The organism is Oryzomonas rubra (genome assembly GCF_008369015.1).
Classification (GTDB): Bacteria; Desulfobacterota; Desulfuromonadia; order Geobacterales; family Pseudopelobacteraceae; genus Oryzomonas; species Oryzomonas japonica.
On record NZ_SRSD01000001.1, the window covers coordinates 411802 to 432167 of the forward strand.

The window sequence follows — 20366 nt, forward strand, 5'->3', positions numbered from 1 at the left end:
GCCCTGTCAACCCTTTCCATTGATAACCTTTTCTTCTGTTCCTGCCAACAGCCGGTCAACCACTTCAACCCCCTGCATGAAGGAGTGATCCATATTGCCGACCTCGTATTTCCAGGCGCCGAAACGACCGCGAGAGTAGACATCCCGGGATTCGAGATATGGCTGGATCAGGCTGAGAGCCCTGTCCCGCCCCAGAGCCGGCACTGGATAGGAGTAAGGAATATCGATCAGATAGCGGCTGACAATATCCTCACGCTGCCGGTTCTCGATCATGCCACTATTGATAAGCCCCTGGATCGTTTCATCCACGATGGTCGCCGGAGACTCCGGCTTGTGTGGCGAGTAGGTAGTCTCGCACATGAGGGAAAACGAGCGTTTCGCGTCGCCGTTTGGCACGTTGTGGGGAGAATAGTTGTGGAAGTTTGTCACCCGGTAGAACGGGCTGTTGCTTTCCGGGAAGTACATCCAGCACTTTGTATCCGCCCGGCCCCCGTCAAACCCTAGCCCAACGATCAGGCCGCCGTTATGGACCAGATCATCCGTGGCGGTAATAACCGCTTCCGGCATGGAGTTGCATGACCTGACAAACACGTCCAGAGGAGCCGTGGTGATCAGCACATCGTACGACTCCACCCTGCCGTTGGTGAACCTGACCTGTTTTGCCTCCAGATCGATCGCTTGCATCTCATGGTTCAGATGAATCCTGTCCCTGAACGGCTTGGCCGCTCCTTCGTAGATCGCCCCGGTCCCTCCCTGCTTCGGGAACTTGAAGGTATTGTTCGGTCCCCAACTCAGATCGTCCCGTCCATCGGCTATGTTTTTTTCAATGCGGGCGAGGTCCACCATACTGACCCGCTCGGCGATCCAGTCTTTGCTCATGGTTTCCAGCGGCACCCCCCACACCTTGCGGTTGTAGGGCTCCATGAAGTGCTTGACGATACCGCTGCCAAAGACCGTATCCATCCAGTCGCGGAAATTGGCAGTCTGTGTCGGGCTTCCCTGAAGGTTACGCAAACCGTCGACGCACGCCTGCAAAGCGTCATCCGGGAGATGACGGACATTGTTCTGAAAGGGATACGGCACCCAGGTTTGCAGGATACGGACCCAACTTTCACGCTGGTGCTCGTAATAGGAGTCGCCCAGCGCTTCGGCAACAGCTTTGTCAAAGTAATCGTAGTGCGAGAAAAGTACGTGGCCGCCGATATCCCAGGTGTAGCCTGCATCGTCCACGAACGAGGCGGAAAGGCCACCGACATGATCGTTGCGCTCGAAGAGTCGCCAGTTGGTATGGCCGAGTTTATGGAGATGGTAGGCGGCGCCCAGGCCAGTGGGACCGGCGCCGAGTATACAGATATTCATGGTGCAGTAGATTCCTCCATCTTCTGCCTGCCCTTTGCAGATTCAGGCTCATAGTTGCCGGCCTCATTTCTCAAGCTTCGGCAGGTACTGACTACCGGAAACAGATACCTTACCGCCAAAAGCTTACCGGCTGCGATGGCAAAAGGCAACTTCCAAACGGTGTAGAGCGACACCCCCAGGCGTCCAAGAACTCCTGTACGACCATCGAAGCGGAAATTCCGACGCAGAAGAAAGGCATACGGCACTACGAAAGGACCGCCGGCGGTAACGCCGCAGGAAAAATTACCTCCCAGGATAGCCAGTGCCGTCGCTATTTTTTCATGCAGACCTGATCTAAAAAGATCATACGTAATGACCGCATCCACTTCCGGGAGACGATAGACCTCGGCACGGTCGGCGGCAACGGCAACCGACACAGAAATGGAATCGCCGCACGATTTGACGCGCCTGATGGCGGAGGCAACTTCGTCAAACGAGCCGACGGCAAAAACGACAACCTTTTGGCATTTGCCGAGCTGCGTGCCGGATTCCGATGCGGCAAACGGTGCTTGCGAAACGAGTTCCGAGGGTGCGGTCGCGGCCCGTCCGAAACGCCGGCTGAGAAAATCTCCCAGTGCGGTCTGAAGGTACCGGGCAGGTTTTCGCTGCCCCAGCAGGAAAAGATAGGTCATTGAGGCGAGATAATTCCCTAGGATATTCCAGGCAGCAACCAGCAAGCTCCACCCCTGGCAATGTTTCCCCTGAAACAGCAGGGCATTCCGAAAATCATAGTACAGAGTGATGGGACTATACCCCTTTTCCGCGCCATGAAACGCCGGGGCATCCAGACAGGCAACGACCCGGTATCCAGCATTCCCGATCCGTATACAAAAGTCGATGTCGTCCCAATGAAGGAAGTAACGTTCGTCCATGATACCGACCCGACGTACCGCTTCTGCACGCACCAAGGCCGAACAGGCGGCAACACTGTCCACATCCATAACCCGCGGTCCCTGCCAGTCATCCACACGGCTGTACCGCAGATGAGGGTCCGAGGTTCCGGACCGCCAGCCGACAAATGCCCCTGCCTCGACGATCAATCCATGGTCCTCCGGACTCATGATGCACGAACCGGCGATGCCGATGCCCTTGTCCGATTCCATAAGGTTGACCAGTACCTTGAGCGTACCGGGAAGCACCTCCGCATCGTTATCGAGAAGCCACAGGTACGTTGGCTCAAGCTCTCGAAGCGCGGTGGTCATGCCGGTATTGAAGCCGCCGGTTCCTCCCAGGTTTTCGCTGTTCTCAATGAGCAGCGCGGGCAACTCATGCTCCCGAATGGACATGATCGAGTCATCGGTCGAAGCGTTATCTACAATCACGATCAAATGATTGCCGTACTCGATAGCACGGAGCGAATCGAGAAGACTTATCACACACTGCCGTTTGTTCCAGTTGACGATGATGATCGCAACCAACGGCTCCGCAGGTAGTGATTGTTCACTCCTCATAGGTTCTCCCTTCCGATGCCCATCGCCTCTTCATAGCACTCCAGAACGAAACGGAGATGTTCTTTCCTATCCGCGACGACCGCGTTACGGTTATGGATAATCCAATCGTTGAGCGGCAGAATGCTCTCCGGGGCTTTCATGACCCCCTCCATGATATCGGCCAGTTCGTGAGCCGTGCCTGTTTCGTTGACCCAGCCGGTTTTACCGTTCAGGGTGTATTCGACGATCCCTCCACGACGGTTGCCAATGACCGGGACCCCCCGGGCCAAAAATTCGATCCCGACATAACCGTAGACCTCTTCGCAGAGAGAGGGGATGATACCCACATCCGCCTGATCGAGAATTTCAACAAGCCGGTTGCGCCGATACCTGCCGTGCCAACGAACCGAGGCAGAGGAGAGCAGGCGGCGCCGGACATTCCGGTCCATATCGCCATGGATATCGAGGCGGTATCTTCCGTCATACCCCCGTTGCCGCAGGATTTCTACCGTATCCGCCATGAGCCCGGCTCCCTTATGGGGTGCGGCGGCACCATTGAGCGTCGCAAAACGAAGGGGAGCCGCGATGCTCTCCTTGCGCCTGGGTACAATCTCTTCCATATAGGCAAGGGACGAGTGGGCAACCCTGATATCGGTACGCCCCGTCCGTTCCGCATATATTTCCCTGGTCCGCCTTGACTGGGCAAGGATGATATCCACACGCCGGAGCCGGTCAATGTTCCGGCGCAAACGTTCGCGGTAGATCTCTGTCGGAGCCGGCGTCAGATCACCCTCCCAGCGGGATAACAGCAGATCCCAGCCGCACCGCAGCAGAAGGGGGGCGGCAAACAACCATTTCGGATACCCTGCCGCTTTCATGGTTCGCAGCCGATCACTGAAGCCGCCATCCCCCCCTTGGCTGCAACAGACGGCACAACCGCCGCCGGATTGGTCGCGACATAGTTCTCCCTGCGGAGTGAACAGGTTAAGGGCGGGACAGAAGGGAAAGTAATCGTGAAGCGTTACAACAAGCGAGAGTTTGCGTTCCTTGACAATATCCATAAGCGTAAAGGGGAGACCGGCCAACTCATGGATGTGCACGACCTGAGGGGTAAAATCATCCAGGGCCTCCCGGAAAAAACGTTCCGAGCAGGGTTCACCCAGTTCAGCCGCCGCCGGAAAGGTTCCGCGGGTCCCCAGATGCATGAGTGTCGAGTTACGTATCTCATAGTTGCGGATGGCACCGCGCTGCCACTTGTCGAGGACAGGCCCACCCCAGAGGCCGCGGCGGCCCGAAAAAAAAGCCGCAACGTCATGCCCGGCACCGGATTGGGCCTCCATGAGATCGTCGGCATATTGTACGAGCCCCCCTACGCGCCAAGGGCTGTACCCCCACAGAACGTGCAGTATTTTCATTTATTCTCCCAGCCGGGATACCGGGAGCGGAGCTGGCGCTCATAGCCGACGAGCCGTTTCAGAAACGGCAGCAAATATTCGAAAAGCGGATTGGCGGTAACGATGCTGAGCCAGCGTTCATAACATTCGAGCTTGGCGGCGATCTTTTCAATGGCTCGCCGCCCTTGCTTCTCGCCGCCGTGGCGCATAATCACAAATGCCGTGTCGATTTCACTGAAGTATCTGTGCGAGGTGGTCTTTGCCCCCGAGTGAACGAGGCTTCGGGAAATCATGACGGGGGACCGCGCAAAGGAGTAATGGCGGGCGATCTTCAGCCAGAGATCAACATCCATGGCAACGTGCACGGATTCGTCCAAGCCGCCGGCACGTTCCCAAGCTTCACGGGTGAAAAAGCATGACGGTTGCATAAAGTGGAAGATATCCAGCCAATCATAGAGCGACTCCAGGGTAACCTCGGCCGGCTCCTTGCTGAGGAGAACTTTGCCCTTGACATCGACATATTCACCACCACCGACAAAGGCGCCGGCAGTCGGGTTTTCCCGATACATGGCGGCTATGGTTGCCAATGCCCCGGGCAACAGGTAATCGTCGGAATTGAGCCACCCCAAAAGGCCGCCGGTTGCCTTGGAAAACCCTTTATTGATGGCGGAGCTCTGGCCGTTGTCCGGCTCGCTGACCCAATATGAGAGATGCCCTTCGTAGCGCTTTATGATTTCGACACTGTTGTCCGTGCTTCCGCCATCGATTATTATGTATTCAAGGTTGGCATACCCCTGCTGGAGAACGGAAATAATGGTTTGCTCCAAATAGGCGCCCTGATTATATGACGGGGTGACGATGGAGATACGAGGCAGTTGACAGGTTCCTTTACTGTTCATTTCTTCACTCTCCCCTGTGGTCGGACGGCTGTTTGTGGTAAAAGACGCCCAACAGTTCGTTGCAACAGGCAGCAACCTCGGACGGAGTAACCGCATGGAGGCACTCGTGCCGCTGCCTGTGGCACATCAGGTTGCAGCCGAAACAGGGAAGATGGTGCGTAATGATTCGATGCCGGGCCGGGTCTCCCCATGGGGCAAAACGACCGAAATGCCATCCCCCCATTATGCCAACCGTTGGGATACCTGCCGCAATACCAAGATGAAGCCCTGCCGAATCGACGCTGAAAAGAATATCACACGTGCCGATGCCGGCCGCAAGCTGCCGGAGCGTCGTCTGCCCTACCATATTGATGACGGCAACGGATGGGCGAGCCTCATGCAGGCTGTCGGCTAGCGCTGAGGCCATATTCCTGTCAGCCGCAGCACCAAAGATAACAAATGTTCCCACCATCTCGAGAGATTTGGCCCAATTAACATAATTATCCAGCCCCCAATTTTTCCTCGGATCGAATGAGCACGGGAAAACACCAACAATCGGTGAAGGCGCCGAGTCCTTAAATCGGGAAAAAGCGTGATCGGCGTCCGACAGCCAGACGACAGGACCAATATCCCGAACGTCTTTCACCGGACTCCCCAGAAATTCCAGGTATTCAAGATTGGTGGCAAGTTCGTGCCGCCAGGGATCCGCTCCACTGATATCATGAACATGAGTACACAGCTTGTCCGGGGCCAGAGCCGCAGGATACCCCCCCTCCGGAGCATTGACACAACAACCTGTCAGCCCGAAAACTTCCGGAGCCGCATGATTGCTCAACAGGACCAGTTGATCCGGATCGGGGGATTTAAGGGGAAAGAGCACAACTTCATATCTGTTACCGAAAACAGACCGTAACCGGTCCACTCCCCTGGCAACAGCCTGAATCGGAGCGGAGAGAAGACTCCGCCCCCGCCTCCTGACCCTGACCCCAGTCACCCGGTCCACCCAGGGGCAGAGTTCGACCAGATTGACTATGTGGGGCTGTACGGCCAAGGTGATGCGATAGTCGGGGTAGAGACGCCGTATGTGTTCAAGACAACCTGAAAACAGGACGACATCGCCGATGTTGTCGGGTCGCAGGATAAGGAGTTCCCTGGTTCGATTCACGAAATTCGCCCCACGAAATAGCCAACAGCACGCACCATCTCCAAAAAAAGACGTTGCGGTCGCATCTTGCCTTGAAAAAAATCGACGAAAAGAGTTACGAAACTCTTCTCCAAACACCGCAAGGCGCCGCCAAAACATCGCCATGCCCCGTCATTATGCGTCATGGCATAAAGAGTCCCATAGGAGTGAAGCATTTGATAATTAAGGCGGGTCAGATACTTCATGGTTACCCGGATGGCGGAGATATGATGAAATACTTTCAACTGTTCGGAAAAGACGACTCCCATCCTCAGTTTCGCCACTCCGGCAAAGATATCTTCATCCTCACACCCGACCAGGGAGTCCGGGCGGCGGGCCAAGGCGAGTCGGGCCGGATCCCGTACCACAGCGAGGTAATACTCGGCTACCTTTCTGCTGATGATCATCCCACCGCCCGGGGGACGCAACCAAGTGGCATCTTTTTCGGGCGCCCAATATTTTTCGCTGAATGCCGGTCGAAACCTGCCAGCAGCGTTGTAGCTCAGACACAGTCTTCCGAAGTCCTGCAACCACTCGGGAGGTGTCACCTTCCAATCCGGTTCTACCAAGGGACAAAGCCCGCCAAGTCCAGGATACCGTTCCACGATATCAAGGAGCGATGCGATGAATCCAGACGCGAGTGTATTATCATCATCAAGCAATACGAAATAGTCGCCACGGGCTTCTGCGAATCCTCTCCTCCGGGCAAAACCGAGTCCGGGAACCGGCTCCGACACAATGGTGAAAGCGATATAACCGTTCAGTCGCGTACTCAGTTCATCCACCCGCTGTTCGTTAAACCCATTATTGACGAGTACTAGTTCCGCGGTCGAAAGCGGGCACTGCTCCAAAATGCTTGTAAGAGTGTCATCAAGAGAGGCTGGCGCGTTATGACTACAGATTATCAATGACACAGCAGGCATCGGGGCACCACACATTATACTGTTTTCCGGGCGACAACGACGTAGCAGACAGGCAAAATGTCTCCTTGTTGACTCATTTCCGGCATGATTTTAAAAGCAACCATACCGGCCAGATTAACAATGCCGGAATAAAGCGCATACACAATCCGCTTGGCAAGACTTCGCTTGGTCCGTGCCGGATCATGCAGAACCAACAGCTGTTGCAACAGACAGAGATATCCCCGGCATACGCCTGAAATGGAAATAGTTGTAAAACTATTTTCACACATTAGTATTTCCAGACCAGAGGCGGTCCAACGAAAAAAATCGTCGTTATGCGGACCGGGGTGATAGGGCCACATTCCATGAGTTGTAAGCAGGATTAACCCGCCGGGGCGCAAAACGCGACAGCACTCCGCCAAAAAAAATGAAGGTATTTTGACATGTTCAAGCACCTGGAAGGATGTTATCGCATCAAAGCTCTCATCGTCACAGGGCAATCTTCCATCCGCTCCGAGCATCATATCATGCCGGTCATACACCTCAAAGTCTGCTCCGGTATAGCTTGTGGTATGAGTAAACAACTCACGATATGGTTTGCTGCCACAACCGTAATCGAGAAGCTGACCGCGACACTGGGTGGCAAAAGGACGGACGGCCTCCCTCAACGTGGAGAGGTGCAAGTAGTCGCAGTCAAAAAGACGCGGATATAACCTCCTGTTATGCCCCCTACCGATCATTTCGCCACCGCGACTCATGGTAAACAAGCCCTTGACTCCAATCGGACTTGAAGTTTCTCGGGAGCCGGTCCCCCTGGACAACCTCGAAATTCAAGCAATCCTGTACGTAATCGTAATCAACGTACTGATTGCTGCCGACCCAAAGTGAAACGGAATAGAGCCCCGGATATAGCCTGAGATCAGGGAATTCCACAGAGATTGATGTGTGAAGAGCCTCGGGAAAGGTAAAATGATCGTCCTCGTTAGCGACGTGGAGCGTCCTGACACCTGTTATTGTCCTGATTGCAACCGAAAGCCTGAGGTCATTGGGAGCCGTTTGCGGCAACCGTTCAACATCGAAAGAAATTATCAGAGTGTCGCCCAACGCGGGACAAGCCCGCTCCATATCGCCACTCTCCCAGGTCAAAGTGGCCCGAACAATCCGCGCGGCTCCCGAACCGGTTCGGGTTGGCCAGACAGCCAGATCGCGGACCGTCACGAGCATATCCGAAAGATGGCTCATATAACGTGATACCGACGTTGGTACATCACCGTGATAGTAGATGGCCCCTTCGCTCATAACCATGGCTGACGTACACAATTCTGCGACCGCCCCCATATTATGGCTCACAAACAACACCGTCCGCCCTTCCTTGGCCGACACATCCTCCATCTTCCCCAAACATTTCTTCTGAAACTGTGCATCCCCAACCGCCAGCACCTCATCGACGACAAGAATCTCCGGTTCCAAGTGCGCCGCTACGGCAAAGGCCAGCCGCACGTACATTCCCGATGAATAGCGCTTAACCGGCGTATCCAGAAACTTCTCGATCTCCGCAAAATCGACGATCTCGTCGAACTTCTGCTTGATCTCCGCCCGGCTCATCCCAAGAATTGCGCCGTTGAGGTAGATGTTCTCCCTCCCGGTCAGCTCGGGGTGAAAACCGGTCCCCACCTCCAGCAGGCTGGCCACCCTCCCCTTGATACGGACGCTGCCCCTGGTCGGCTCGGTGATGCGGCTGAGGATCTTCAGCAGCGTCGATTTTCCGGCGCCGTTACGCCCGATGATACCGATCCGGTCTCCCTGCTTGACCTCGAAGGAAACATCCTTGAGCGCCCAAAACTCTTCCTGTTCCGCACTGTAAGCCGTTGCCTTGCCCTGCCCCAGCAGCTTACGGCCGAGATTCCGCACCCCATCACTCAGTACATCGCGCAGGGCCACATACGGCTGTTTACCGGACTGGTGCCGCAGGAGGTATTTTTTGCCGAGATTTTCAACGGTAATGACAGTGGACATCCGCTCACACCACGTCCGCAAAGCTGCGTTCCATGCGGCGAAAATAAAACAACCCGCTGGCAAGGATCAAGGAAACCAGAACGAAGGAAAGTGCAAATCCGGGCCAGTTGACCGGAAAGGCATCGCCCAAGAGCGCCCAGCGGAAACCATCGATAACCCCGACCATGGGGTTGAGGAAGTACAGGAAACGCCACTCCTCGGGGACGATGGCGCTGGAAAAGCCGACCGGCGATATATAGAGGCCGAACTGCACCAGAAACGGCACCACGTAGCGGAAGTCGCGATACTGCACGTTGAGCGCGGAAAGCCATAACCCGGCACCGAAGGAGGCCATGAACGCCATCACGAAGAATGCAGGCAAGAAGAGAATTCTCATGTCAGGTATGAAACGGTACCAGACCATCAACCCGGCTAGGATGACAGCGGAGATAAGGAAATCCACCACGCTGACGATGACCGAGCCGGCCGGGACGATCAAGCGGGGGAAATAGACCTTGGTGAGCAGGTTTGAGTTGTCAATCAGGGAGTTACTGCTCTCGGTGAGGGAGTTGGCAAAGAACTGCCACGGCAGCATGGCCGCATAGACCATGATCGGATACGGGACGCCGTTCGAGGGGAGCTTGGCCAATTTTCCGAAGACAATGGTGAAGACCACCATGGTCAAGAGTGGCCGCAGCACGCTCCAGGCGATACCGATAGCGGTTTGCTTATAGCGCACCAGGATATCCCGCCATGCCAGAAAGAAGAAAAGCTCCCGGTAGCGCCAGATATCGCGCCAGTAGTGGAGTGCACCCATGCCGGGCTTTATAATGATTTCAGGTTGATCCATCGCCTCAATTGTACTGAAAGCCTTCCTTTTTGAAAAGGGAAACAAACACCCCGGTAAAAAAACCGATGCCAAATCGCCCCATCTCCCGGCATCGCCTCATGGGAAGCAGGTATAAGGGGGCGTGTCGGGAACAGTTGAGAATGACTATGAGCCAGATAGGCAAGGGGTATTTTGATTTAAGACAATAGAACGAATGCCCCACGGACTTTGGTTTGCGAAAATTCGGGACCAACAGCGGGGGATGAAAATAGTTCAGTTCCGAGACGTTTTCCGATCGTTTGCCGGCCATGAGAAACCTGACAACACACTCCACGTCCTCCTGGCCCACAAAGTGAGCCATAAATCCACCAAGTTCCGCCAGGACATCCCGACGATAGGCGGTACAGCGGCTGGTCATGAAATAGGGATCATGGAAATCATAGTGTCCCCGGATCAAGGCGAAGCTGGCATGGCCATGGGGTACCACGGCATCCGGGCCGGCATCGCGCCCAAATCGGTCATCGAGAACCGCGAGGAAATCTTGCTGCAAGATGACGGTATCGTCGTCAAGAAAAAGGACGATCTCGCCACGGGACCGGGACAGACCGTAGTTCCTCGAATAGCCCATTCTCCCGAAGTTTTTGTCAAGAGGAAGGTAGACGATTTGGAGTTCATCCTTAAAATGTTCCGCTAGCTGCCTGCCGCCATCCGTGCCGTTTCGATCCTCGACAAGGACGACCTCAAACCGCTCCCTGTCGTAGTGCTGCTGGGCAAGAGAATGAAGGATACCGGAAAGCAGGTCGAGCCGGCCGTAGAAATTGATAATGCAGGATATGCGGATGCCGTCCCGTGCCGGGGGTACGGAACAGTCCCCCCGCAAATCAAACGGGAATACCTTGTACAACCATGTGGGCAGATGCCGTCTCATGGGACGTATATCCCCCACCCCACCATCACCGCCCAGACGAGCCCAACGATAAAGAGCGGCATATCCCGGAGCAACGACTCGGTCGGATCGCCCCCCTTCCCGGACTGGACCCGGAGGATATAGCGCAATAGGCCGAAACAACAAAGCGGGACCGTGTAGAGGAGCAGCGAAGAGTGGCGCGAGATCACATAGAGGGTGTACGTAACCAGCACAGCCCCTCCGGTCATGAACATGGTCCCGTCCAAAAAACCTTCAGGATAGGTGGCAAGGACCTTACGGTGATTGGCGGCAGACACACCCAACCGGTTCTTTTCACTGAGGCGCTTGCCGGTGCTGAGGAATACCGCCAGCAGAAACACACTCAGGAAAAGCCACTCCGAGATCGTTACCCCGAAAGCGGCGCCCCCGGCTTCGAGCCGCAGCAGGAATCCGGCCGATATGCAAAAGATATCGACCAGCGCATATTCTTTCAATCTGATTGAATAGGCGCTGGATACGGCGCCGTAAAGCAGCAGAAACGACAGGAACGACAGGGATACTTTCCAGGCAAGGGCTATGGCGGCACCAGCAAGAATAAGGGCAAGCGCACGGGCGGAAAGAGGTGATATCCGGCCGGACGGCAACGGTCGCAACCGCTTTTCGGGATGGTTGCGATCATGTTCCATGTCCAGAAGATCATTGAGGATGTAGGTGGCACTTGACGCCAGACAGAAGGAGACGAACGGGATCAGCGCGGTGGGACGAATAACGGCCAGGAAGAACGTCCCTCCCAGAAAGGGGGGAAAGAAAATCATCAGGTTTTTCAGCCATTGTGTCGGCCGAAGAAGTTTAAGGTACCCCCGGAGGGTGGGTAAAGACATGGCGAGCGGCACCATCTTGTGAACGGACGCGTGAACGTCCGTTGGACGAGAGTTATTCAAACACGGCTTCCCGTGATTCTTCAAGCAACGCTTCAAGTTCTGCGATCTGGAAACTGCTGAGATCAAGAACTTCCGCCTCTTTGGTTGCGATCAACTCCAATGCGGGATCGTGTTTCAGGCCGAGGCCGACCCGGCGACAGGCCAGGTTGACGAAGCGGACAATGGTCAGCATCTTGTTGACCACATCCCACTGTTCGAGATGGTGATCCCGGACCACATCGCAGTACATGGCCGGGAAATTCCAGTGCAGCATCAGGCGGTAGCCCTGTTCCACATGCATGGCCTCGAAGATATCGGAGATCAACTCTTCGTCGAACAGGGAACTGATCACACCGGCATCCACCAGGCGCTCGATCGCTTTGAGCAGGTAGAGTTTACCCACATCGTGCAGCAGCGCGGCCAGATAGGTTTCGTCCGCAACGCCGCGCATGCCGCAACCATGGGCAAGCCAGCGCGCGCCGAGGGCCGAGCCGTGGCTATGGAGCCAAAGCTGCTTCATGTAACGGTTGAGCGCTTCGTTCTGAGACGAGTGAATGGCGGCTTGTGAGGCGGCTATGGCGAGATTGATAACCTGTTGCGCCCCCAGCCGGATAACGGCCTCTTTGATGGTGGCGACCTTGGTGCGCCCCATATACATGGGCGAATTGGCCATCTTCAGCATCTGGGTGGCCAAAGACTGGTCCTCGATGGCCACATGGGCGACTTCATCCACCGTAAAGTCATAATCGGAAAGCATTCGTTGCAGCTTGATGGCAACGGGATGAAAGATCGGCAGTTCGATAGGCTGCGAAGCAAGCAGTTTCCTGACAGTTTCCGGTATGACGGCGGTGGCCATAGACAAACTTCTCCTTCGCAGAAGGGGGTTGACAGCGCTCACTGTCGTTTTTCCAGCTATTTTCTCCTGCGTTTCAGGCGGGCAGACATATATCCAGATTCTTGTCCACGAGATGTGCTTGCCTTAACAAATACACCATAATATCGTTTAAAGCTACTATTTTCCGTGACTTGAACCTGCCTGGAACATCACATGCCCCGGTCAATGGGAAGACTTTTTCCGCCTGCCGTTCTTTGTCAGCCCCAGACGCCCTTCCAGGTCATCCACAAACTGGCGGGCCGAACGCCCGCTGCGGCGCGCGGAGTACAACGACCACTTCACCGCCAAGGCGCACAGTTCCTCGTCTTCCATGCTAAGCCCCCGATGGGCGGCATAATAACGGACCACATCCAGGTACTCATCCTGGTCGAGGCTGTAAAACCCGAACGACAGACCAAAACGATCGGCTAATGCCAGCTTTTCACCCACAGCCTCTTCGGGATGTATCTCCAGGTCGCCGGTGTTGTCCTCCATCCGCTCCGGCATGAGGTGGCGACGGTTCGAGGTGGCGTAGATCAGCACATTGCCGGGTCGTTCCTCGATATCGCCGTCCAGCAGGGTCTTGAGGGCACGGAAATCCCCCTCACCCTCATCAAAGGAAAGGTCGTCGCAGAACAGGAGAAAACGGTACGGTGCCTCCCGCAGCAGGGAGGTTATGTGGGGCAAGGACATGATATCCCAGCGCTTCAGTTCCACGATCCGCAATCCCCGCGAGGCAAACGGTTTCAGGAGCCCCTTGACCAGGGACGATTTACCGCATCCCCGCTCGCCCCACAGGAGCACATTATTGGCCGGCAGCCCCTCTACGAACTGGGTGGTGTTGCGCACCACCTCTTCCTTGATATCGTCGATGCCAACCAATTCGTTCAGATCAAAGAGATGGGGATTCATTACCGGCGCCAGCCGGCCCCGCTCGCCGGTCCGTTCCCAGCGAAACGCCAGGTAATGTTCGCAATCAGGGGGGGCAGCGGCAGTAGGCATCATCCCTTCGATAAGTAGATCTACTCTTTCCAGCAATGCTTCGAATCTATCCGTAGTATCGTTCATTGGTCCTGTTTCAACACCCGCAACCGCAGTTGTGGCATACCTTTCTGAATTCATTTGACGGTGCAACCGTTTCCGGGGCAAAGGCGATCCGTCGCACAGCCACCCCAATATCCTGTATAATATCCAGATGTTCACTCTTGCCGATGATGTGCCCGACGCACTGGTTGCTATGACCGTCATTGGGGGAGGAAATCCTGACACAGTTCAGCAGGTCGGCATAGCTGTTGATGGTGATGGTAGCATCCCGGTTGTGCACGATGGCAAGCGCAACACCCAGCTTCTTCATCTCCCGCGACAGGTTCTCGCAAAAACGCCGGAAATGCTCTGCCTCGAAGTCGAAGTACCAGTCTTTCCTTATGTGCTCCTGGGCCAGGATCGTTATGGTTATCCGTTTCAAACTTCTACCAGCCATGGTCCATCGGTTCCCTTTAGAGTGAAAATGTCAGCCCCGCAGGGGGCACTCCGCCTCCCAGGCAAAATAGCCATCGCCGACAATAGCAAGAAAGCTCTCGATACGCTGGCGATAGTAGTCGGTCTGGGCCGCCTCTGCCTCAAGAAAATCAAGCTCCTCCCGGGAGATCAGGTGTTGCCCGTGCAGGTAGCGATACAGCTCACGGACGCCGGCCAGGTGCCGCTCCAGGATGCGCATCTCCGGATCGAGCGTGTGGGTGATGAACCATGTCGCCGCAAAGCGCCTCACGATGCCCGGTTGCGGCCGGGACACGTTCTCACGGGCGAAATCCACCACGTAGTCCCGCAGATAGAGATCGGCGCTGAAGGCCAACTCCGATGCCTGCTCCGGCGTCATGCCTCTGCCGACCAGATAGAGGTAAAAGCGCTTGAGCAATTCCTGGCAACACCCATCCACCCGGAGTTCATCGTCGAACGACGCGCTCTCGAAATCATCATGTTCAAATTCGATCTCGGGTTGTTTCTCTTCACTCATACGAATCATTCCACCCCTGTCACGGATTCAGTTCCAACAGCTCCTTATGGACAAACACGCCCTTCTTCTGAATCAGGACGCCATCAAACCAGATTTCCCCATCGGCAAGGATTCTGACCAGGTCCCAATGCACGGCGGAGCGGTTGCCGTTGTCGCACTCATCGTAGGCCTGACCCGGCGTGAAATGAATCGAGCCGAAAATCTTCTCGTCAAAGAGGATGTTGCGCATGGGGCGACGGATGCCGGGATTGATCCCCAGGGAAAATTCGCCGATATAGCGGGCTCCCTCATCCGTATCCAGAATTTTGTTGAGCGCCCCGCTCATGCCGGCGTCGGCGCTGGCCTTGACGATCCTGCCGTCCTTGAACTCGAAGCGCACGCCGTTAAACTCCTTGCCCTGATAGATGCTGGGGCAGTTGTAGGTGATATGTCCCTGGACCGAATCCCGAACCGGTGCAGTGAACACCTCGCCGTCCGGCATATTAAGACGTCCGTCGCATTTGATCCCCGGCAGGCCGTCGATACTGAATGCCAGATCAGTATCCGGCGCAACGATGCGGACCTCTTTGGTTTTGTCGATCAGCTTCTTGAGTTTGGCCTGTTTTTTCGACTCGGCATGCCAATCGATGCAACAGGCCGAAAACAGGTAATCCTCGTACTCATCCAAACTCATCTTGGCTTCCTGGGCCGCGGCATGGGTCGGGTAGCGTGTCACCACCCAGCGGGTATGTTTGACCCGTTGGTCCACCAGCGGTCTGGTGAGTTTCTGGTAGGCAACCATGGCCTGCTGGCGGGCATTGGCCATGACCATGGAGTTGTCGCCGGCCGCGATGCCGATGTAGACGGTCAAGGTCTTGAAAAAATCCAGTTTGTGCTGGGGAAAATGCTCCAACTGCTGTTTGTTGGCCAGGTTGTAGAAATTGCAGTCGATCTCGGGGACGGAAAAGGCATATTCCACATACGCGGCGCCCCGTTTAAGGCAGAGGGCGTGGAGCTCCTTGACCAAGGGAAGGGCCTCGAGCCCTGCGGCGTTGATCAGCACCACGTCACCCTTCTTCACCCGCGTCGAATAGTCTACCAATATCTCTGCAAACTGAGTAATTCTGGCATCTTTCATCAGACATAACCCCTTTTTACCAGCAGATTTTGGTTGCGCTTGATAGCCTCTCTTGGTTATGGTAACGACCAAACGCATTCATTCTGAATTGCCGGGAAAGCTATCATGAACAGACACAAAATTGAAACCAAAATCATGAGCCCGCTAATGGGCTCGCGCATCCCTCTTCCCACCTATGCCACCGGCGGTTCGGCGGCCATGGACATGCGGGCCTGCCTGGACGCCCCCCTCACGGTGCAGCCCGGAGAGACCGTGTTGGTCCCCAGCGGCATAGCCATCAGCATCCATGACCCGGGCCTGGTGGCTCTCCTGGTACCCCGCTCAGGACTCGGCATCAAACACGGGATTGTGCTGGCCAATACTGTCGGGGTTATCGATTCGGACTACCAGGGAGAGATTGGCATCGGCATCCTGAACCGGGGCGCGACCGCCTATACCGTGGAGCCGGGCGAACGCATCTGCCAAATGCTCTTTGTGCCGGTGGTCCAAGCAGAATTGAGTATCGTCGAGGGGTTCAGTCAAGACAGTTCACGTGGTGCAGGAGGTTTTGGCCATACCGGCAGGGATTGACCAACAGGGCATCAAAAGACCAGACGGTCCCCGGTCACGTCAAGGCCGGCGACCTTGCCCATTACTTCCAGATTCAGTTTGCTGCCGTCGAAAAGCTCGCTCGCCAGCGTTATGATATCGTCGGCGCCGACGGCGTCAAAACCGGCCAGAACCTCCTCAACCGGCTGATAACGCTGCAGGTAGATCTCGTTTCTGGCCAGGCGGGTCATCAGGCTGTCGGTACTCTCCAGGGACATGAGAATCTTCCCCTTGAGCTGCTCCCGGGCGGAATCAAGTTCGTCCGCTGGAACCGCTTCGCGCTTCAGACGCCCCATCTCCCGCAGGGCGATGTCGATCACCTCCCCGCAGTGTTTCTGTTCCGTTCCGGCGTACACCACCAGAGAACCCGAGTCGGCGTGGGCAATGACATAGGAATAGACCGAGTAGGCCAGACCCTTTTTCTCGCGCACCTCTTCAAAGAGACGCGAACTCATGCCGCCCCCCAAAATGGTGTTGAGCAGAAACAGGGCATAGCGGTCGGGATGATTCTGGGGGAGTGCCCGCGTTCCCAGACAGATCAGGGACTGCTCCAGGTCCCGCTCCATCAGGTTGATGCCCCTGCCGGGAGGGCTGACCGCTCCGGCGGGGGCGGCCGACACCCCGCGTGACGAAATCCCCGAGAAAGCCTCCTCCATGAGAGTGACCAGCTCAGCGTGGTTCACGTTGCCGGCGGCCGATATGATGATATCCTCGGGGCGGTAATGGTTCTGTTTGTACGTGACGATGTCATTGCGGGAGAGCCGGCTGATCGTTTCTTCCGAGCCAAGCACCGACAGCCCCAGGGGATGCCCTTTCCAGAAGCTCTGGTGAAAACGGTCGTGGATGCACTCTTCCGGCGCGTCATCCCGCATCTTGATTTCCTGGAGGACCACCTTCCGCTCACGCTCGATCTCATCCGCCGGAAAATTAGAATGGAGAAAGATGTCGGTCAGGAGGTCCGCCACCCTGGGGAGGAATGAAGCCAGCACCTTGGCGTAGTAGCAGACGTATTCGTGGCCGGTGAAGGCATTGAGGATGCCTCCCATGGAATCGATCTCGTGGGATATCTGGCGTGCGGTACGCCGTTTTGTCCCTTTGAAGAGGAGATGTTCGATGAAGTGGGCGATGCCGTTATTGTCCGTGGATTCGTGGCGCGTGCCGTTGGCAACCCAGATGCCGATGGAAACGGTATGCATATGTTCGGCACGCTGACTGATGAGCCTGACGCCATTGGGTAAAACAGTGGAATTTATCATGCCCCCATCATACCGCGCTTTTCAGAAAAATCCACCCTGTTTCGGGGCCGGCTCTGCAAAAAGTATCTCTTGCGGCATGCCCCCAGAATTTGCTAGAACAGGTTCACCATCCTATTTCCTGCGGAGCAACCATGAACATTATTCCCACCACCATTCCCGACGTTATCATCCTCGAACCCAAGGTTTTCGGCGATGAACGCGGCTTTTTCTTCGAGAGTTTCAACGAACGGGTCTGGCGCCAATTGACCGGGCTTGACACGACCTTTGTCCAGCACAACCACTCCCGTTCGACCGGCGGGGTCCTGCGCGGGCTGCACTATCAGATTCAGCACCCCCAGGGAAAGCTGGTACGGGTCATCGCCGGCGAGGTTTTCGACGTGGCGGTGGACATCCGCCGCAGTTCGCCCACGTTCGGCGCCTGGTTCGGAACGCACCTCACCGCCGAAAACAAGCGGCAGATGTGGGTACCCCCCGGATTCGCCCACGGCTTCTGCGTCACCTCGGAGCATGCCGAATTCCTGTACCTGACCACCGATTACTGGGCACCGGAGCACGAACGCTGCATCGCCTGGAATGACCCCGACCTGGCGATCGAGTGGCCGCTTGCCGCGGAACCGACCATCTCCGCCAAGGACCGCGAGGGAAAACGATTCAAGGAAGCAGACCTGTTTCCATGACCAATGCCTCCCCCGGCACCGGCCAGGAACGGGAGGATACCCGCTGGCTCTTGCGGCTCTGCCTGTGCCAGCTCTTCATCATGCTGGTGTTTATCAACTACTCGGCCATTCTGCCCATCCTGCGGCAGGAGTGGAACATGAGCAACACCCGGGCGGGTATGATCTTCTCGGTCTACCAGTTGGGCTATATCGCCTCGGGGGTCATCCTCTCGACCCTGACCGATCGCATGAACACCAAACTGATCTTCATCGGCGCCGCCCTCTGGTCTGCCGCCGCCAACCTGCTGTTTGCCCTGTACGCCCACGACTTCACCAGCGGCCTGATCCTGCGCGCCTTGACCGGCATCGGCATGGGGGGTACCTACATGCCGGGGCTCAAACTGGTCGCGGAGCGGTTTGCCCCGGCCAGGCGCGGCCGGGCCATCGGCATCTACGTCGGTTCGCTGATGCTGGGCTCCTCACTCTCCCTGGCCGTCACCGGATGGCTGAGCGGGCTCTATGGCTGGCGTGTCGCCTTTATCTGCTGCTCTGCCGGGGTGTTTGCCGGGGCGCTTCTTTCCGTTCCGCTCTTCCGCGGTTACCGCCCCGCCCCCAGGGCGCGCAGCGCCAGCGGCTACACCGCGGAGGTGGTCAGGAACCGGCCGGCCCTCCTGATGATCTTAGGCTACGGCTCCCACATGTGGGAGATGTACGGCATGCGGAGTTGGCTGGCGCCGTTCCTCACGGCCGCCCTGGTCGGCTGGGGCTACGGCCAGGGGCGGGCCACCGGTCTCGCGTCGACCATTGCCGCACTGCTGGTCGGCATCGGCGCGTTTTCGACCGCCGTGACCGGCACCCTTTCCGACCGTTTCGGCCGCACCGCCACCATCGCCATGGTCATGTTTTCCAGTGGCCTGCTCTCATTTTCCTTTGGCTGGCTGATCAACACCAACATATGGTTGACCTTGACCGTCGGTCTGCTGTACGGTTATCTGGTAGTGGCCGAATCGCCTGTTTTCTCCACCGGGCTGACGGAACTGGTCGCCCCCGGCTATCTGGGGGCTGCCATGGGGCTCCAATCCCTGGTCGGCTATTCCCTGGCCGCGATCTCGCCGACGGTCTTCGGCTGGGCCCTGGATACCTTCCGGAGCTGGCAGCCGCTCCCCGGCATCAACGGCGCCTGGGGCCTGGCATTCGCCAGCCTGGGAATCGGCGGGTTGGCCGGGCCGGTCTTCATGTGGTGGCTCCGCCGCTCTCCCGAAAGCCTGAAAATGGCCAACGGCAGACGCTGAACAACTGAAACCCTTTAAACCGCTCCTCACTTTTCTGCCATGATCATTGATTGGAACACCATCGACACCGTCCTTCTGGACATGGACGGCACCCTGCTGGACAGACACTTCGACGACCACTTCTGGCTGGAACACGTCCCCAAACGGTGGGCCGCCCGCAACGGTACGACGGAGGAGTACGCCCGAAAGCACCTGCACGCCCTGTTCAAATCCCAGGAGCAGACCCTTAACTGGACCGACCTGGACTACTGGTCCGAGCAACTGGAACTGGACATTCCCCAGCTTAAACAGGAGGTGGAGCACCTGATCGCCGTTCACCCCTTCGTGGTGGAATTCCTACTGTTTTTGCGGCAGAACCGCAAGAACGTCTGGCTGGTGACCAATGCCCATTCCAAGACCCTGGACCTGAAGATGAAAACCACCCGCATCGGGACATACTTCGACGGCATCGTCTCGGCGCACGAGGTTGGTCTGCCCAAGGAGGACGACCGCTTCTGGGAGACGCTCCAGAGGTTCGTCAGCTACGATCCCGCCCGGACCATGCTGGGGGAAGACAGCGAAACCAACCTTGCCACGGCGCAGCGATACGGCATCGGGTATCCGGTGTACATCAGCCGTTTCAGTTCCACGATTCAACCGAAGCCTTCGCCCGTCTTCGCCTCCATCGAGTACTTCAGTGCCCTGATACCCGACGATGATGAAAAAACCATAACCATTTCCAAAGGCTAAATCA

General features: G+C 56.6%; 21 protein-coding genes. 4 read left to right on the forward strand and 17 right to left on the reverse strand.

What is annotated here, in order from left to right:
• Nucleotides 1-6 precede the first annotated feature (6 nt).
• The 16 genes from ET418_RS01900 to ET418_RS01975 form a co-directional block, all read right to left on the reverse strand.
• Entirely contained in the window at nucleotides 7-1359 is a 1353-nt protein-coding gene (locus tag ET418_RS01900; RefSeq protein ID WP_149305876.1) for a protoporphyrinogen/coproporphyrinogen oxidase, read from the reverse strand.
• Nucleotides 1356-2849, reverse strand: coding sequence for a glycosyltransferase family 2 protein (locus ET418_RS01905; protein ID WP_149305877.1), 1494 nt, complete (start codon nucleotides 2847-2849; stop codon nucleotides 1356-1358). Before ET418_RS01905 ends, ET418_RS01900 begins: the two co-directional genes overlap by 4 nt.
• Nucleotides 2846-4243: a glycosyltransferase gene (locus ET418_RS01910; RefSeq protein ID WP_149305878.1), complete on the reverse strand. Its 1398-nt coding sequence runs from the start codon at nucleotides 4241-4243 to the stop codon at nucleotides 2846-2848. Before ET418_RS01910 ends, ET418_RS01905 begins: the two co-directional genes overlap by 4 nt.
• A complete protein-coding gene (locus ET418_RS01915) occupies nucleotides 4240-5121 on the reverse strand; it encodes a glycosyltransferase family 2 protein (protein ID WP_149305879.1) in 882 nt (293 codons plus the stop codon). Before ET418_RS01915 ends, ET418_RS01910 begins: the two co-directional genes overlap by 4 nt.
• A 4-nt stretch (nucleotides 5122-5125) precedes the next feature.
• Nucleotides 5126-6265 (reverse strand): glycosyltransferase family 9 protein, encoded by a 1140-nt coding sequence (locus ET418_RS18630; RefSeq protein ID WP_188055209.1) that lies wholly within the window; start codon nucleotides 6263-6265, stop codon nucleotides 5126-5128.
• A complete protein-coding gene (locus ET418_RS01925; RefSeq protein WP_149305881.1) occupies nucleotides 6262-7221 on the reverse strand; it encodes a glycosyltransferase in 960 nt (319 codons plus the stop codon). Before ET418_RS01925 ends, ET418_RS18630 begins: the two co-directional genes overlap by 4 nt.
• Nucleotides 7221-7943 carry a class I SAM-dependent methyltransferase gene (locus ET418_RS01930; protein ID WP_246152920.1) on the reverse strand — a complete coding sequence of 241 codons (723 nt, stop codon included), beginning with the start codon at nucleotides 7941-7943 and terminating at the stop codon, nucleotides 7221-7223. Before ET418_RS01930 ends, ET418_RS01925 begins: the two co-directional genes overlap by 1 nt.
• A complete protein-coding gene (locus ET418_RS01935) occupies nucleotides 7915-9201 on the reverse strand; it encodes an ABC transporter ATP-binding protein (protein ID WP_149305883.1) in 1287 nt (428 codons plus the stop codon). The genes ET418_RS01930 and ET418_RS01935 overlap by 29 nt, the downstream gene beginning before the upstream one ends.
• 4 nt (nucleotides 9202-9205) lie before the next feature.
• Entirely contained in the window at nucleotides 9206-10030 is an 825-nt protein-coding gene (locus ET418_RS01940; RefSeq protein ID WP_188055212.1) for an ABC transporter permease, read from the reverse strand.
• 4 nt (nucleotides 10031-10034) lie between these two features.
• The gene (locus ET418_RS01945) at nucleotides 10035-10937 is read right to left on the reverse strand and encodes a glycosyltransferase family 2 protein (protein WP_149305884.1); all 903 of its coding nucleotides are present in this window, start codon (nucleotides 10935-10937) and stop codon (nucleotides 10035-10037) included.
• On the reverse strand, nucleotides 10934-11812 hold the full coding sequence (locus ET418_RS01950; protein ID WP_338045067.1) for a decaprenyl-phosphate phosphoribosyltransferase: 879 nt from the start codon (nucleotides 11810-11812) through the stop codon (nucleotides 10934-10936). Before ET418_RS01950 ends, ET418_RS01945 begins: the two co-directional genes overlap by 4 nt.
• A 37-nt stretch (nucleotides 11813-11849) precedes the next feature.
• Complete coding sequence (locus ET418_RS01955; protein WP_149305886.1) at nucleotides 11850-12692, reverse strand: HDOD domain-containing protein; 843 nt, start codon at nucleotides 12690-12692, stop codon at nucleotides 11850-11852.
• A 201-nt stretch (nucleotides 12693-12893) separates the two neighbouring features.
• The gene (locus tag ET418_RS01960) at nucleotides 12894-13778 is read right to left on the reverse strand and encodes an ATP-binding protein (RefSeq protein WP_149305887.1); all 885 of its coding nucleotides are present in this window, start codon (nucleotides 13776-13778) and stop codon (nucleotides 12894-12896) included.
• 10 nt (nucleotides 13779-13788) lie between these two features.
• The gene (locus tag ET418_RS01965; protein WP_149305888.1) at nucleotides 13789-14190 is read right to left on the reverse strand and encodes a hypothetical protein; all 402 of its coding nucleotides are present in this window, start codon (nucleotides 14188-14190) and stop codon (nucleotides 13789-13791) included.
• A gap of 30 nt (nucleotides 14191-14220) precedes the next feature.
• Nucleotides 14221-14724 carry a hypothetical protein gene (locus ET418_RS01970; RefSeq protein ID WP_149305889.1) on the reverse strand — a complete coding sequence of 168 codons (504 nt, stop codon included), beginning with the start codon at nucleotides 14722-14724 and terminating at the stop codon, nucleotides 14221-14223.
• Between the two features lie 19 nt (nucleotides 14725-14743).
• The gene (locus ET418_RS01975) at nucleotides 14744-15841 is read right to left on the reverse strand and encodes an aminopeptidase (protein ID WP_149305890.1); all 1098 of its coding nucleotides are present in this window, start codon (nucleotides 15839-15841) and stop codon (nucleotides 14744-14746) included.
• Between the two features lie 105 nt (nucleotides 15842-15946).
• Between ET418_RS01975 and dut the strand changes: the two genes are divergently transcribed.
• Nucleotides 15947-16411 carry a dUTP diphosphatase gene (gene dut, locus ET418_RS01980; RefSeq protein ID WP_149305891.1) on the forward strand — a complete coding sequence of 155 codons (465 nt, stop codon included), beginning with the start codon at nucleotides 15947-15949 and terminating at the stop codon, nucleotides 16409-16411.
• Between the two features lie 11 nt (nucleotides 16412-16422).
• On the opposite strand, the gene ET418_RS01985 is transcribed toward dut, so the two are convergent.
• Nucleotides 16423-17685, reverse strand: coding sequence for a M16 family metallopeptidase (locus tag ET418_RS01985; protein WP_149305892.1), 1263 nt, complete (start codon nucleotides 17683-17685; stop codon nucleotides 16423-16425).
• A 131-nt stretch (nucleotides 17686-17816) separates the two neighbouring features.
• Here ET418_RS01985 and rfbC point away from each other — a divergent pair, with 131 nt between their 5' ends.
• The 3 genes from rfbC to yrfG are packed head-to-tail and all read left to right on the forward strand — an operon-like array spanning nucleotide 17817 to nucleotide 20362.
• Nucleotides 17817-18362, forward strand: a complete 546-nt coding sequence (rfbC, locus tag ET418_RS01990; protein WP_149305893.1) for a dTDP-4-dehydrorhamnose 3,5-epimerase — start codon at nucleotides 17817-17819, stop codon at nucleotides 18360-18362.
• Nucleotides 18359-19633: an MFS transporter gene (locus tag ET418_RS01995; RefSeq protein WP_149305894.1), complete on the forward strand. Its 1275-nt coding sequence runs from the start codon at nucleotides 18359-18361 to the stop codon at nucleotides 19631-19633. Before rfbC ends, ET418_RS01995 begins: the two co-directional genes overlap by 4 nt.
• 39 nt (nucleotides 19634-19672) lie before the next feature.
• Nucleotides 19673-20362, forward strand: a complete 690-nt coding sequence (yrfG, locus tag ET418_RS02000; protein WP_149305895.1) for a GMP/IMP nucleotidase — start codon at nucleotides 19673-19675, stop codon at nucleotides 20360-20362.
• Nucleotides 20363-20366 lie beyond the last annotated feature (4 nt).